At 35.5% G+C, this 14,510-nt stretch carries 10 protein-coding genes and 1 tRNA gene; 2 read left to right on the top strand and 9 right to left on the bottom strand.

Going from position 1 to position 14,510, the window contains the following annotated elements; genetic code table 11:
• Positions 1–59: 59 nt before the first annotated feature.
• Positions 60–668 (top strand): hypothetical protein, encoded by a 609-nt coding sequence (locus ACSV4D_RS06970; protein ID WP_408081622.1) that lies wholly within the window; start codon positions 60–62, stop codon positions 666–668.
• On the opposite strand, the gene ACSV4D_RS06975 is transcribed toward ACSV4D_RS06970, so the two are convergent.
• From ACSV4D_RS06975 to ACSV4D_RS07005, 7 genes are all read right to left on the bottom strand, one after another.
• Positions 663–1,394: a porin family protein gene (locus ACSV4D_RS06975; RefSeq protein WP_408081621.1), complete on the bottom strand. Its 732-nt coding sequence runs from the start codon at positions 1,392–1,394 to the stop codon at positions 663–665. The genes ACSV4D_RS06970 and ACSV4D_RS06975 overlap by 6 nt on opposite strands.
• A gap of 211 nt (positions 1,395–1,605) precedes the next feature.
• Entirely contained in the window at positions 1,606–2,784 is a 1,179-nt protein-coding gene (gene uxuA, locus ACSV4D_RS06980) for a mannonate dehydratase (protein ID WP_439227692.1), read from the bottom strand.
• Positions 2,785–2,812: 28 nt separating this feature from the next.
• Complete coding sequence (locus tag ACSV4D_RS06985) at positions 2,813–3,652, bottom strand: SDR family oxidoreductase (RefSeq protein ID WP_408081620.1); 840 nt, start codon at positions 3,650–3,652, stop codon at positions 2,813–2,815.
• A 43-nt stretch (positions 3,653–3,695) separates the two neighbouring features.
• Positions 3,696–4,898 carry a DUF4861 domain-containing protein gene (locus ACSV4D_RS06990; RefSeq protein WP_439227640.1) on the bottom strand — a complete coding sequence of 401 codons (1,203 nt, stop codon included), beginning with the start codon at positions 4,896–4,898 and terminating at the stop codon, positions 3,696–3,698.
• An 80-nt stretch (positions 4,899–4,978) separates the two neighbouring features.
• Positions 4,979–7,144 (bottom strand): family 43 glycosylhydrolase, encoded by a 2,166-nt coding sequence (locus tag ACSV4D_RS06995; RefSeq protein WP_439227641.1) that lies wholly within the window; start codon positions 7,142–7,144, stop codon positions 4,979–4,981.
• Between the two features lie 63 nt (positions 7,145–7,207).
• A complete protein-coding gene (locus ACSV4D_RS07000; protein WP_439227642.1) occupies positions 7,208–10,333 on the bottom strand; it encodes a glycoside hydrolase family 2 TIM barrel-domain containing protein in 3,126 nt (1,041 codons plus the stop codon).
• Positions 10,334–10,366: 33 nt separating this feature from the next.
• Entirely contained in the window at positions 10,367–11,698 is a 1,332-nt protein-coding gene (locus tag ACSV4D_RS07005) for a BNR repeat-containing protein (protein WP_439227643.1), read from the bottom strand.
• 277 nt (positions 11,699–11,975) lie between these two features.
• Between ACSV4D_RS07005 and ACSV4D_RS07010 the strand changes: the two genes are divergently transcribed.
• Positions 11,976–12,974, top strand: coding sequence for a GntR family transcriptional regulator (locus ACSV4D_RS07010; protein WP_439227644.1), 999 nt, complete (start codon positions 11,976–11,978; stop codon positions 12,972–12,974).
• Positions 12,975–13,074: 100 nt separating this feature from the next.
• On the opposite strand, the gene ACSV4D_RS07015 is transcribed toward ACSV4D_RS07010, so the two are convergent.
• Positions 13,075–13,989, bottom strand: a complete 915-nt coding sequence (locus tag ACSV4D_RS07015; protein WP_439227645.1) for a carbohydrate kinase family protein — start codon at positions 13,987–13,989, stop codon at positions 13,075–13,077.
• A 418-nt stretch (positions 13,990–14,407) separates the two neighbouring features.
• Positions 14,408–14,494: transfer RNA gene (locus ACSV4D_RS07020), tRNA-Ser, on the bottom strand.
• Positions 14,495–14,510 lie beyond the last annotated feature (16 nt).

Here is a 14,510-nt window from a genome sequence, read left to right on the forward strand (position 1 = left end):
TTACAAAACAATCTCTTTTTACAAGATTCGTTATATTTGTGAAACTAAGCTATTTTACAATGCCAAAAAAAATATTTTCTTCCTTTTCTTATGTATTCCATCCGGTTTTTATCCCGATTTACGCTACGTTATTTTATCTTTTTTCGAACCATTCTTATTTTCTGAATAAAGAGAAATACCTTGTTTTGCTGGAAGTAACAACGATTACTTTTATAATTCCTGTATTATTTTTTTTTCTGCTACGTTTAACCGGAAAAATTAATTCGATAATGGCTGCTGAGTTATCAGAACGAAAATTGCCATTAGTTATTCAGTGCTTTCTCATTATTCTGTTGGTTCGAAAAAGCATTACCTTAGAACGTTATCCTGAACTTCATTTCTTTTTCCTGGGAGCCTTAATGAGTACATTAATCGCTTTAATCCTTCTGTTTTTCAATAAAAAAGCCAGTTTACACATGATGGCACTAAGTGCTTTGACGCTCTTTGTATTTGGATTCAGCATACACAATCATAATCCAAACACTTTAATGATTATTCTTCTGGTTTTAATGAACGGTTTTGTTGCCTCCTCCCGACTGGTTATGAAAGCACACACTCCTATGGAACTGATTATTGGAGTACTTTTAGGCAGTATTCCGCAAATATTTTTACTTTTTTTGTGGTTATAAAATATAGAAAATCACTCCAACACTTAGAGCTTTCATATCTATTTTCTGACCATCAACTTCGGCGGACTTAAATATTGGATTTAAGCCATAATAAGCATACACATTTAAAGTATTGTATCCCGCAGACAAATACAATCCATATAAAAATTTATTAAAATCAGCATTATTGGTAATCACTGTTTTGCCCTGATTAACCTTAAGTACTGATTTGCTATAGGCAAGATAACTGAATTTCATGCCGCCATAAATCCTCCAGAACTTATAACTTTCATAAGTAGAGGTTCTCCATCTGAACTCAATAGGAACATCAATTAACAGCTGCTTGAAATTATTTTTATCAAAATCCAAATCGGAATCCAAAACAGTATAGACCGCATCCTGTGCTGTTCCTGTAATTCCTATGTTTTGATTGTAATTGTTGTAACTGACTCCTAAACCTGTTGCAAAAGCTTTAGTTCGGGTTTTATTAATGGGCATATCTCTCAAAAAACCACCTGAAATACCGATAGAAAATTTTTGTTGTTTTACTCCTGCCGGTTTTTGCTGCAGTGTATTATAATTGAAACCAAAGTAAAACTGATCTTCCCGATACAACGAATCCACTTTTATTTCCTGTATTTCAGGTTTAGTTTGTATTTCTTCCTGTGCAAAAGCACTAAAAAAGGGCAACAATAGCAAAACACTTAAAAATAATTTTTCTCTAAACTGGTTTTGAAGTAGATTCATAGGTTTGTTGTTTTTTTAAATGCATTACAAATATAATTGTTTCATAGCAGTAACGATTTATTAAACAAAAAAGGAGCAAAAAAATTGCTCCTTTATATATGATATGTCTGTCTGCTAATCAGACTAAACAGAGAAATAAGCTACAGTGACACCGATACCAACGGATTTTTATAACTTTTATAAATTATAATCTGCGGTAATCAGCTACTATTTATTTTTGATTTCCTCTAATTCCTCTTTCAAGACCTCTTAATTCGGCTAAACCTCTTAAGCGACCAATTGCAGAATAACCCGGATTCATTTTCTTATCTAAATCATCCAGCATCTGGTGACCGTGATCGGGACGCATTGGCAATCGGTAATCCGGACGACCATTAGCGATTCTTTTATCTTGTTCTTCCACAATGGCTTTCATCACGCCGTACATATCCACATCGCCATCTAAATGATCTGCTTCGTAGAAGTTTCCTTCTGCATCACGTTTTGTTGCTCTTAAATGGATAAAGTTGATACGGTGACCTAAACGCTGTACCATTCCTACCAAATCATTGTCTTCTCGTACGCCATAAGAACCGGTACAAAAACACAGTCCGTTACTTTTGCTATCCACAACTTCAATCAATTGCTTGGCATCAGCCTCAGTACTTACAACTCTTGGTAATCCTAAAATCGCATAAGGCGGATCATCCGGGTGAATGGCCATTACAATTCCTGCTTTTTCAGCTGCCGGGATAATTTCTTTCAGGAATGCATAAAGATTGTTTCTCAATTCGGCATCGCCTATTTCAGCATAATCGTCTAATGCTGTCTGCAATTGCTCTACTGTATAGCCTTCTTCAGCACCTGGTAATCCTGCAATAATATTTTTAACCAATAATGTTTTTTGGTCTTCGTTCATCGCTTCGAAAACCTTCGTTGCTTTAGCGATTTCTTCAGCAGTATAATCGTTTTCAGCACCTTTTCTTTTTAGCAAAAACAATTCGAAGGCAGCAAATTCCATACGGTCAAAACGCAAAGCTTTAGAACCATCTTCTACTTCGAAAGCCAAATCCGTTCGGGTCCAGTCTAAAACCGGCATAAAATTATAACACACAGTATCAATTCCGCAGGCACCTAAATTAGCAATGCTTTGACAATAGTTTTCAATGTATTTTTTATAATCGCCTTTTCTGGTTTTGATGTTTTCGTGAACCGGAATACTCTCTACAACTGACCATGTCAATCCAGCGTCTTCAATTTCTTTTTTTCTTTTTTGAATTTCTTCCACAGTCCAAACCGTTCCGTTTGGAATATGATGTAAAGCTGTCACAATTCCTGTAGCACCAGCCATTTTAATATGAGAAAGAGGCACAGAATCTTTTGGTCCGTACCATCTCCAGGTTTGTTCTATTCCCATTATTTTTTATAAGTTATTTATATTAAACACCACTATACGCTAAAAACCCTCCATCAACAGCAACAACAATTCCCGTTACAAAACGAGAAGCAGGATTACAAAGCCATAATAAAGTGCTGTCTAAATCACTTGGTTCACCAAATCTTCCCATTGGAGTTTGCGAAAGGATTTTATTTCCTCTTTCTGTCAGGCTACCGTCCTGATTAGTTAATAAAGTTCTGTTTTGTTCTGTAAGGAAAAAACCCGGTGAAAGTGCATTGACACGAATTCCTTCTTTAGCAAAATAAACCGACAGCCATTCTGTCAAATTACTGATTGCCGCTTTAGCAGCACTGTAGGCCACCACTTTTGTCAAAGGATGAAAAGCACTAACTGAAGATATATTAAGTATGCTACATCCTTCTCTTCCGATCATATCAGCAGCAAAAACCTGAGTTGGTAATAAAGTACCAATAAAATTCAAATCGAATACAAAGCGCAAACCTTCGGTATCTAAACCAAAGAAAGTTTGTAATCCTTCTGCTTTATTTTCTCTGTCGAAAGATACATCAGAACTTGTTCCTTTTGGGTGATTTCCTCCAGCACCATTAATTAAAATATCAACTAATCCTAAACTTTCATTAATTGCTGCATGGGCTTTTCTTAAACTGGCTTCGTCACAAACATCGGCAGAAACACCAATTGCTTTTCCGCCTTCATTATTGATTTCTTCAGCTAATTTTTGGGCTTTCGCCAAATCTCTGCCTAATATAGCTACTTTAGCACCTTGTTTTACTAATGCTCTTGTAAATCCTGCACCTAATACGCCGGCGCCTCCTGTTATTACAACTACCTTATCTTTTAGTCCTGTAATTATGTCCATTCTCGTTTATTTGTTAGTTTGTAGCGAAACTACAAAAAAAGATTTATTTATTTCTTTTAATCGTTATTTTAAGGGGGTTAGCTAACATTTTCGCCTGTTTTTGTAATAAAGTATCCCAATCAGCTTCATTAGCAATTTGTCCGCTTTTCTGCCAGGCAAAACCAGCGTAATAAGTCAATTGATTGTTTTTTGGTTTGCCAATTACTAATAAGTTACTCTGATCTTTTTCAGTGGAAACATTTGCAAAAGCCTCTTTTACCACCTTCGGATTCAACACAATTCCTTCTCCTAATAAATTTCCATCGATAGTTTCTGTATGACGGAACCAGCCTTCTTTTTTGTTGATTTTCACTTCGCCTTCATTGTCATGCAAAGTTATTCCTGTTGTAATATTAGGAAGTGCTTTATTAACATCCATGGTTATTTCGAACTTAGAAAAATTCGAACCTAAATCTAAAGAAATCCTTTTGGTTTCCTTAACTTCATAAGGGCTATAAGGAGCATAACTCAATTCAAAAACAGTGCGTAATGGTCCAACTGCAATAGTTTTATAACTGACAAAGTTTTTAGAAACGGCTAAATTGTTATTTTCCCAAATTCCCGTTCCTCCGGTGCCGCGACTGGCACCTACATGATACGGGTCATAACCCTCACCATGATCAATATGGTAATAACCTCCCTTTTTTACATTCTCAGCATACCATTTGTTGATGATGGATTTATCTGTTCTTTTTAACCAAAGATCAATTCCGCTGCTGAGTGTTCCTTCAGGACGTTTTTCTTCTGTTCTTTTCTGGGCATCCGGACCATACGTTCTAAAAGCTACCTTATCATTTTCCCAGGCATAATCATCCGTTCGCTCCGGTACAAAACGGGAATAGGTTGTAATTGTGCTTTCCGGCAAAGCAGTAGTTTCATCAAAAACAATTTCATAATTTACTTTTGCTTTAGCGGGAACCTCAGTTTCAAATAACAGCTCATCCTGAATTCCGTCCTGATTATAATCAATCCATTGTAAAACAATAAATTCAGAGTTTCCTTCTTTTTTAATTCGTAAATCCTTAGTTTGATTTCCTTGTAACAAGTCTGAAAGTGATTTACCCGATATAGAAACAATCTCCGTACGTGAGAAATCGAGCTTATTTTTTACCGTAATTTTAGCAGTTGTATTTTGGGCATTGACCAAAATTGGAAAAGATAAAAACACTAATAAACACCCAAGTATTACAGTAATATAATTCTTCATAGTTTTAACATTGTTTAATTTTAACAAAATTCACACCTGTTTATTCACCTTGGACAAATTAGTGCAACTCGTGTCAGTAATTATTTTTTCAAAGGCTGAATCCCTTCCAATGTAGGTTTTACAGCAATGATATTTCCTTCTTCATCAAAATACAAACGGTCAATACATACTTCTCTGTTAAATCCGGCAGCACGTCCCATTGTAATTCCTTTTGGAATCGTAAAACGATGATATACTATGTACCATTCATCAGTTCCAGGAATCTGGATCACAGAATTGTGTCCCGTTCCGTAAATTCCCAGCGAAGGATCTTTAGCCAGTATCAGATTATTTTTGGGTATCGTAAAATTACCCAATGGAGAATCAGAAGTAGCATAACGCACTCTGTAATTTTCGCTTCTGGTATCATCCTGTGACCATAAAAAGTAATATTTTCCTTTTCTATAAAACACCTCTGTTCCTTCTCTAAAAGTCCCATCGGGTTTTAAAACCGTGAGTGTATTCTCTTTCAGCGAAACCATATCGTCGTTTAATTCGGCTCCTACCATAAAACCATTGCCCCAGTACAAATAACTTTTTCCTGACACAGGATCATTAAAAACATCCGGATCAATTACCTGCCCTCTTGTAATTCCGTTTGGCTTAGTGGCTATTAATGGTTTTCCAATATCAGTAAAAGGACCTTCTGGATTATCACTTACTGCCACGCCAATTTTTGCTTCACCGGTATAATAAAAGAAATACTTGTATTTCCCATCTATTTTTTTCTCGGCTGCTGCAGGTGCCCATGCATTTTTATCAGTCCAGGAGACATCTTTTTTAAAATCCAGAATCACACCATCATCTGTCCAGTCTACCAGATTAGCGGATGAAAAACTCTTGAAATAATAACCACTCCAGCTATCAAAACCATCGCTGGTAGGATACAGATGAAAACGTTTGTCTTTATTAGAATACAAAATTTCCGGATCAGCATAATATCCCGCTAATGCCGGATTGTTTCTGACTGCAACTTCAACATCATAAGATGCTTTTGTTAAACCTTCCAACTCAAAATCGTATTTTACAGCTTCTTTTGAAAAATCCTGAGGTGCTGACGGACTAACTAACACTCCAGCATTAGTTTTAAACTCAGGATTGAAATGTGTTAAATCAGTTCCGTTTTTTACCGGAAGCAGGATTTTTTTATTCTCAGCATCAATAATAACATTATTTTGCTTTACAGCTTCTGATTTTGTTTTTAGAATTTCTTCATTTGGAGTCCATCCAAACTTTGCTATTAAAGCATCAGCTTCCGTTTTAGTAATAGGTAAAACTGTTCCGTGTCTTGGATGAAAATCCATGGAAACATTCTCATCGATTACTTTGAAATTTTTTAAATCCGTTGAAGAAGTAAACTGATATTTCCCTTTTCTGTACATATCATACATTAAAATATAAGTATCCGAATTGTTTAGTTTAAAAACCCCGGAACCTTCAACCGATTCATTGGTTTGATCCACATACCTCTCTTGTAATACATATCCAGATGTTAATTTATCCGAAACAGCCACTTTAATTCCTTTGTCTTTTTCATCTTCGGTTTTCATAAACAAATGGAATTTTCCATCTTTTTCAATAATATCGGCATCAATACAAGAACGATTTATCGGACTGTAAAACAATTGTTGTGGCGCAGTTTCTAAGGCGGTAAAATCTTTATTAGCATATGCATAATAAACAATATCTGTCCCACCCGGCTGCAACATCGAGAAATACACCATATATTTCTTAGCCTTAGTATCATAAATAGTTTGTGGTGCCCAAACTCTTTTCACATCTTTGAAATTCTCAAAAACTTTTGAAACATCCACTTTTGAAGAAGTCCAATTGACTAAATCGGCTGATTTTAAAAGTACAATAGCCTGGTTTTCCCAGCCGTTAGTTGTTTGCAAATCGGTAACCGTCATATAAAAAGTACCATCAGCACCTCTTAAAATATGCGGATCACGAACTCCTCCGGTTGTACTAATTGTTTCAGATGCAATTACAGGCTGATTGCCATTGAGAGCATAAAAATTATATCCGTTGTTACTTATAGCAAAACGAATGGCCTCATCTGTTTTGGCATTTCCTGTGAAATACACAAAAAGGTAAGCACTGTTATTTTCTTTTACTACTGTTTTTTTAGTACTGCTACAAGAAGAAAACAGTACTAAAATCAGACTTACTGAAATTATTAAAAAGGCAGATTTTATTTGTTTCATAGGTAGTAACTATAACGCCTTGGAGCAATTATCCTGATAATCCCGTCCAAGGCGTTAATTATATTATTTAGTAGAATTCATTAAACTCAATGTATAACTATAGCTGTATTTAGGAGCTCTAAGTAAATATTGCGAATGCGGATAAGCACCCCAGCTCGTATCGCCTCCTACTCCGCGTTGTGCTAAATCGACATGTACATATACCTTGTCTTGCGGTTTCACATCATTAGTATGACGTTGATTTTTGGCTTTTCCAGGATCTAAAGATTCTGTCGAAACATTTAAACTACTAAATCCTAAAGTCTGTTCCCCGGTAATTTTCAATCCTAAACCTTTGCTGTTTTGCAAAGAAAACCAACGTGTATCTGTTTTATAACCACATTCCTGTGGACGAATGTATTCCCATACAAACTGATTTGCTACTTTGTCTTCATAAGTCCCCACGAAAGAAGCCGTTTTTCTATCGGAATAATTTTCTAAGGGCCCACGACCGTAGTAACTTAAATTCTCAAAAGCACCCGGAAGCTCTACTCGCATTCCAAAGCGTGGCAATTCCGGTAAATTTTTATCAGTCATATCAATGCTGGCTGTGACTTTAATTTCGCCATTATTCTGGATCAGATAATTCACTGTGTAAGGCGCATTGGCTCCAGCTAAAACATATTGAACATCAATAGGTAATCCTAAATCGGTTTGTTTCCCTACCGTAACCGATTGTACTTCCGGATTCAAATGAGCATCTTTCCAAATGGCTAATTTCTCCGGCATTTTGTTTCCAAAATCATTATCTGTTGGTGCTCTCCAGAAATAAGGCGTTGGGAAATGTGTGATAATTTCAGCATTTTCAGCTTTAAAATTATAGCTTTTAATTTCTCCTTTAGCCAAATCAAAAGTACCGGCAATTGTTTTAGTCTCAAAAGACAATTCATTGCCTTTTTTCCTGATTTTTAATTCCTTCTTTTTAGCTATTTCGGCTGTTTTTTCTGCAAAGAAATTTCCTTTTCCAATAGCAAATTGCTCTCTGGCAATTTCATGATTCGCCGGAACTAAATCTGTTGCTATTTTTGTATAAGCATAAACATTTAAGAAATATTCTCCGGTCTCAGTCAAGGCTTCAATTGGCAAATCCAGCGTTGTACTTTTCTCAGGAGCGCAATCTACATCGAATGTTTTCTTCTGGATTACCTGACCGTTTTTAATCAATTCAAATTTGAACTGATATTGATTTAAGTTCGTATAATGAAAAATATTCTTGATTGTCAATTGGTTTGTCACCTTCAAACTAAACAAAATATCCTGATATACTTTTTTCACTTCTGCCAATCCCGGATGTGGCATTCTATTGGCACTCACCAAACCATTGGCACAAAAGTTATCATCATTTTGCAAATCTTTCCCTCCTAAATCACCTCCGTATGCATAGAAGACGGTTCCGTTTTTATCCTGAGTTTTAATACCCTGATCCACCCAGTCCCAGATAAATCCACCCTGCATGTGCGGACTGCTGTTGATGATATCGAAATATTCCTGAAAATTTCCGTTAGAATTTCCCATCGCATGTGAGTATTCACACATAATAAAAGGTCTGGGTTTATCTGCAGCTGCATATTCTTTCATGTATTTGATACTTGGGTACATTGGCGCCACAATATCTGTATTTGGGTTTTCTTTAGATTGTTCAAATTGTACCGGTCTCGAAGTATCTCTGTTTTTCAACCATTTGTAAGCTTCATAAAAAACAGGACCATTAGCACATTCGTTACCCATTGACCAAATAATAATCGAAGGATGATTTTTATCAGCTTCTAACATACGCTTAATGCGATCCAAATGCGCAGGAGCCCATGCCGGAACATATGCCGGATGAATATTTTCGTCTAATGATTTTTGCCCATCAACTCCCATTCCATGCGTTTCAATATTAGCCTCGTCTACTAAATACATACCATACTCATCACATAATTCATATAAATACGGGTCATGCGGATAATGACTCATTCTGATAGCATTGATGTTATTTTGTTTCATCAATTCCAAGTCTCTGCGCATCGTTGGTCTGTCAGGTGCATGTCCTTTGGTTTCATGATGATCGTGAATGTTTACGCCACGCACTAACATTACTTTTCCGTTTACCAAAAGTTGGGCATTTTTAATTTCCACTTTTCTAAAACCTGCTTTGCGATAAATCACTGAATTTTCGGCAGGATTAGCAGTTTCTAATTTGATAATATAACTGTACAAATAAGGCGTTTCTGAACTCCATTTATTCACGTTATTAATCGTCGAACTAAAAACAACTTCCTTCGTTGCATTGGTCACCTTCTTCGTTTCACTGTACACTTTTTTGCCTTGAGCATCTAATAAAGTCAAACTTAGATTGGCATTTTTAATTTTATTTTGCTGAAAAGCTCTTAACTGAACAGTTGTTTTAAAAAGCCCATTGGTATAATTTTCGTCCAAATCGGCATTTACAAAATAATCCCAAATAGTTAATTTAGGAGTCGCCTGCAAATAGACATCTCGCTCAATACCGCTCAAACGCCAAAAATCCTGATCTTCTAAATAACTGCCGTCGTGCCAGCGAAACACTTGTACCGCCAAAAGATTTTCTCCTTTTTGTAAAAAGGAAGTGACGTCAAATTCGGCTGCTGTTTTGGAAGCTTTGGTCATCCCCACTTCTTTGCCATTTAAAAATATGCGTGCATATCCCGAAATAGAATTGAAATGTAAAAGCACCTCTTTGCCCGACCAGTTTTCCGGCACTGTGAATGTTTTACGGTAACTCCCTACCGGATTGTAAGTGTTGTCTACAAAAGGGGGATTCTTTGGAAAAGGATACACAATGTTAGTATAAATTGGAATATCATAACCTTCCATTTCCCAGTTTGAAGGTACCGGAATATTTTTCCAGCTTTTATCATCTAAGTTTGCTTTGTAAAAATCCAGCGGACGATCGGCTGGTTTTTTAACAATGTTAAACTTCCAATCGCCATTTAAACTTTGATAATAAGCCGATGCTTCCGGTTTATTTTTAGTCGCCATAGCTTCATTTTGATACAAAACAAAAGTAGCCCTCCCTGCTTCTTTGTTTCTGTCAACGATAGTTGGGTTTTCCCATTCATTTTGTTGCTGTTGTGCCGAAACTAACTGCACAGCTACCAGCAACGCTAACATAATTTTTCTTTTCATTCTCTTATTTTTTAGTGGTTTTTAGTGTTCTTTTTAATATTGTTTGTTCCGAATTAAAGGCATTTTTTTTAATTCCAAAACCTGAACCGGCTGTGGTGCTACCTTTGCCAATCCTTCTCCGTCGGTTTGAGTAACGTTTTGAGAAAAAATATGTAATTGTTTTTTGGTTGCCCAAAGTTCTTTATCAAAATTAGGTTCCCATTGTCCTACCGAATTTGGACTAACATCTTCTAATTGCCATTGTTTCTGTTTCAAATTGGCATAAGCCAAGGTAATTTTATTGGCTCTTTCTTCATCCCGATACAGTAAATACAACATCGATTTGTGTACTAAAATCTCCGGACGGGAAATAGGGATTCTTTTCGTTCCTCCTCCGCCTAAAGCAAATGTTTTATGATGAAAATCCGTATTGATTAAATTCCATTTTCCTTCTTTGAGATACACTACTTTGTATTGTGGCACCCCGTCATTATCCCAATAACTGGCAATATAAGGATTACCATTTTCATCAACAGTCATTGAAGTCTGATTGATTAAACTACTGTTTGGAGATACTTCCCAGGCAATTTCAGCAGTAGCTTTAGTGATAGGTAATTGGTATTTTTCTCCGGTTGATTTTTGCCAGGTTTGTCCGCCATCAGCTGAAAAAGCATAACAAATATCGTGATTTGTCGAAACATCCCAGCTTTCTCTCCAAACCCAGGAAAGATAAATCCCTTTTTCGCCTACGCAAATTTGCCAATAGGCTGAACGCTGATTTTCGCCATTAATTAAATTATTTTGTAACGCAGTCCATTTTTGAGTTTCAACATCATACACTTTCATAATCATATTTCCTCTTCCCGAAGCTCCCGAACGGTAACAAAACAATAATTTTCCATTGGGTAAATTATGGAATTCCGGATAGGTTACTTTAGCTTCATCCGTTCCGGTCATTGGCAATTCTTTTCCTAATTCGAGACTATACGGCTGTGTGCTTCTTGCATATCGCAAATGGGTATCATGATGATCCCAGCTTACATGTAAAAACCCTTTACTATCTATAGCAATGCTTATATCATTATGCGCATCTTTTACATTTCCAGCATAGGAAGTAACCACTACATCCCATTTTTGAGAATTCAGTTTACGCTTTGCCAGAACCATTTTTCCTTCCTGATTGTAATAAGCAGTGTATTGAATTCCTTTAAAAGTAGTGAGTGCTTTATTTCTAAAAATCACTGTATTTACAGAGTTATTACTCCAGCCCAAACCAATGTCGCTTACTTTAGTATTTATCTGCGCCAAAATTACAGCAGGAAAAAAAAGAATCACTAAAAGTAAGCCCTTAACAATGACTGCTACTTTATTACAATACATCTTCATATTTCTATTTTTTAGAAAATCTTATTTTCAATATCCAAAACCCTATTTTAGAATAAAATAGCAAATCTATTTTTTTTCAATATTATTTTTATGGACTAAATAACAAATGTATGTACAACACTAACAAAAACAAACCAGCACCTACCAGTTTATGATTTTATCTACCAGATGTAAACAATAATAGTTATTGAAAAAAGTATTGATAAAAAAAAGAAGTCCAAAACCATACTACCACACACCGGTTATTTATTTATATTTATACCCTCACATTTTTATTATGAAAATAATATCTATCAATAAAAGGCAGAATTTACCCAAATACAAACAAATTATCCTGTCTATTGAAGTATCAATAGCCGAAAAACGTCTAAAAAGAGGAGATAAACTGCCTTCTGTAAACAAAGTATCACTGGAATTCGGAATTTCCAGAGATACCGTTTTACTGGCTTATGACGAACTTAAAAAAAGAGGAATTATTTATGCTATTTTAGGCAAAGGCTATTATGTAAAAAGTGAGGACTTTAGTTTTGAGCAACGTATTTTTTTATTGTTTGATGAATTGAACGCCTTTAAAGAAGATCTTTACAATTCATTTCTGGAAACCATCAACAGAAATGCGCAAATTGATATTTTTTTCCACTATTTCAACCCGGAAGTTTTTAAAAAACTCATTCATGATAACAATGGCAATTATTCTAAATACATTATCATGCCTACCAATTTAGTTAATGCCGCTGCGATAATCAAAACATTACCTCCACAAGACGTATTAATTCTGGATCAGACTAATGCAGAATTAAAAAACTATCCATCCATACATCAAAATCACGCTAAAGACACTTTTAATGCTCTGGAGTCCGGGAAAGATAAAATTAAAAAATACCAAAAATTAATCTTGATTTTTTCCAGTTACAAACAACCTGTAGGAATGAAAGAAGGATTCATCGATTTTTGCAACAAACATGAATTTCATTACGATATCATTTCAAATTTTGAGCAAAACGAAATACAATCTGGCGATCTTTACCTCATTCCTGACGACCGTCATCTGGTAAATGTTATTGAGCAGGCCAAGGAGCAAAAACTAGTTATAGGCAAAGATTTGGGAATCATTTCCTACAATGATACTCCGCTAAAAAAAGTAGTAGCCGACGGAATAACTACTATTTCAACTGATTTTAAAGAAATGGGATGTGTTCTGGCCGAATTGATCTTAAAGCAAAGCAAAGAACAAATTGAGAATAAAAGCAGCCTGATTATGAGGAGTTCTTTGTAATTTTTTTTATGCTAAAAAACCTCGAAATCCTATCGTATTTCGAGGTCTTAATGCCTTTTTTATTTAATAGTGGTTTGAAAAAACAGAGAACTGATGAAAATTATTTACTTTTAGGCTCTTTAAGCATCATGAATTTTCTAATTTCAACATCTGAAATCTCAGGGTTTGCACCTTCCTGTCCGGCAACTAAAGCACCTACTGCGCAAGCATAGTTTAATGCTTTTTGAGGTGATTTCCCTTTGAGCAATTTCATGGTTAATGACGCTAAAAAAGAATCTCCGGCACCTACTGTATCCACCACTTTTATAAAGTAACCACTGTTATAATAGAACTTTACATCATAATACAATACCGCTCCAAATTCTCCTTTGGTTACACAAATGTGTCTGGCTTTTGTTTTCTCAGCTATAAATTTAATATTTTGTTCGAAAGAATTGTATGGAGAATCTAGTTCCCGACTTATTTCTCGTAATTCATCATCATTCAATTTGATAAAATCAGCTTTTGACATTAGCTCGATAAGCACTTCGGTAGTATAATAAGGAGCTCTCAGGTTGGCATCCAGTATTTTGTATTTTGCAACATCCAAAAGAGCATACAAGGTTTTTCTTGACACTTCGTCTCTACAAATCAAACTTCCAAAAACGAATGCATCTGCTTTTGAAACCAATTCCATCATTTCATCGGTCAGTTGGATTTTATCCCAAGCTGAAGGATACATAATATCATAAGAGGCATTTCCTTTTTCGTTAATCATGACATTAACCACACCGGTTTTGTAATCAGCTCCTTCCTGAATAAATTGAGTATCGCTCTGATGGTCTTGAATAAATTCTTTGATATCGGAACCATTTTCATCTACTCCCACCCGACTGATCATTGTGGTTTGAATGCCAAATGAATTCAATCGAAGCGCCACATTCAAAGGTGCTCCTCCAATTTTTTTGTGTGTAGGGAAGACATCCCAAAGCACCTCTCCAAAACAAACTGCATTAAGTTTTTTTCCGTTGTTCATAATTTTAAAGTTAAAAATAAAAGAGAAAACCCTCTCAGGGAGCTAATAAAAACACTAATGAAACCATAACTCGTTCATCCTCATTAAGAAAATTTCCATTAAGGATTTATCAACCAAAATGCAATTTAAGCTTCTTGAATTATGCAACACCTATGGAGATTTCATAAAATTAGCATAATATTATTGAATTCAGATCCAGATTCTGCTGTATTTGACATTAATATCATTAATCTTGTCGTACTCAACAAAAACATCATCAAGTAATTCATCTCCTATTAGAATCTTTTTCCAGAATAAAATTTTTGTAACTAATAACTGACTCTACTCATTCGAAGATTTCAACATGGAATCATTTTAAAAGCAAAAAACCTCGAAAACTAAGATTTTCGAGGTTTTATTCCATTTGAATTTTAATCAGCAGAGAGGAAGGGATTCGAACCCTCGATGCAGTTACCCACATACTAGCTTTCCAGGCTAGCTCCTTCAACCACTCGGACACCTCTCTTTTTGGGATTGCAAAT

Source organism: Flavobacterium sp. ARAG 55.4 (genome assembly GCF_051846875.1).
GTDB lineage: Bacteria > Bacteroidota > Bacteroidia > Flavobacteriales > Flavobacteriaceae > Flavobacterium > Flavobacterium plantiphilum.

Excerpts from the sequence above, each read along its gene's own strand:
- ACSV4D_RS06970 (WP_408081622.1), top strand. The coding sequence starts at position 60 with ATGCCAAAAAAAATATTTTCTTCCTTTTCTTATGTATTCCATCCGGTT.
- ACSV4D_RS06975 (WP_408081621.1), bottom strand. The coding sequence starts at position 1,394 with ATGAATCTACTTCAAAACCAGTTTAGAGAAAAATTATTTTTAAGTGTT.
- ACSV4D_RS06985 (WP_408081620.1), bottom strand. The coding sequence starts at position 3,652 with ATGGACATAATTACAGGACTAAAAGATAAGGTAGTTGTAATAACAGGA.
- ACSV4D_RS06990 (WP_439227640.1), bottom strand. The coding sequence starts at position 4,898 with ATGAAGAATTATATTACTGTAATACTTGGGTGTTTATTAGTGTTTTTA.
- ACSV4D_RS06995 (WP_439227641.1), bottom strand. The coding sequence starts at position 7,144 with ATGAAACAAATAAAATCTGCCTTTTTAATAATTTCAGTAAGTCTGATT.
- ACSV4D_RS07000 (WP_439227642.1), bottom strand. The coding sequence starts at position 10,333 with ATGAAAAGAAAAATTATGTTAGCGTTGCTGGTAGCTGTGCAGTTAGTT.
- ACSV4D_RS07005 (WP_439227643.1), bottom strand. The coding sequence starts at position 11,698 with ATGAAGATGTATTGTAATAAAGTAGCAGTCATTGTTAAGGGCTTACTT.
- ACSV4D_RS07010 (WP_439227644.1), top strand. The coding sequence starts at position 11,976 with ATGAAAATAATATCTATCAATAAAAGGCAGAATTTACCCAAATACAAA.
- ACSV4D_RS07015 (WP_439227645.1), bottom strand. The coding sequence starts at position 13,989 with ATGAACAACGGAAAAAAACTTAATGCAGTTTGTTTTGGAGAGGTGCTT.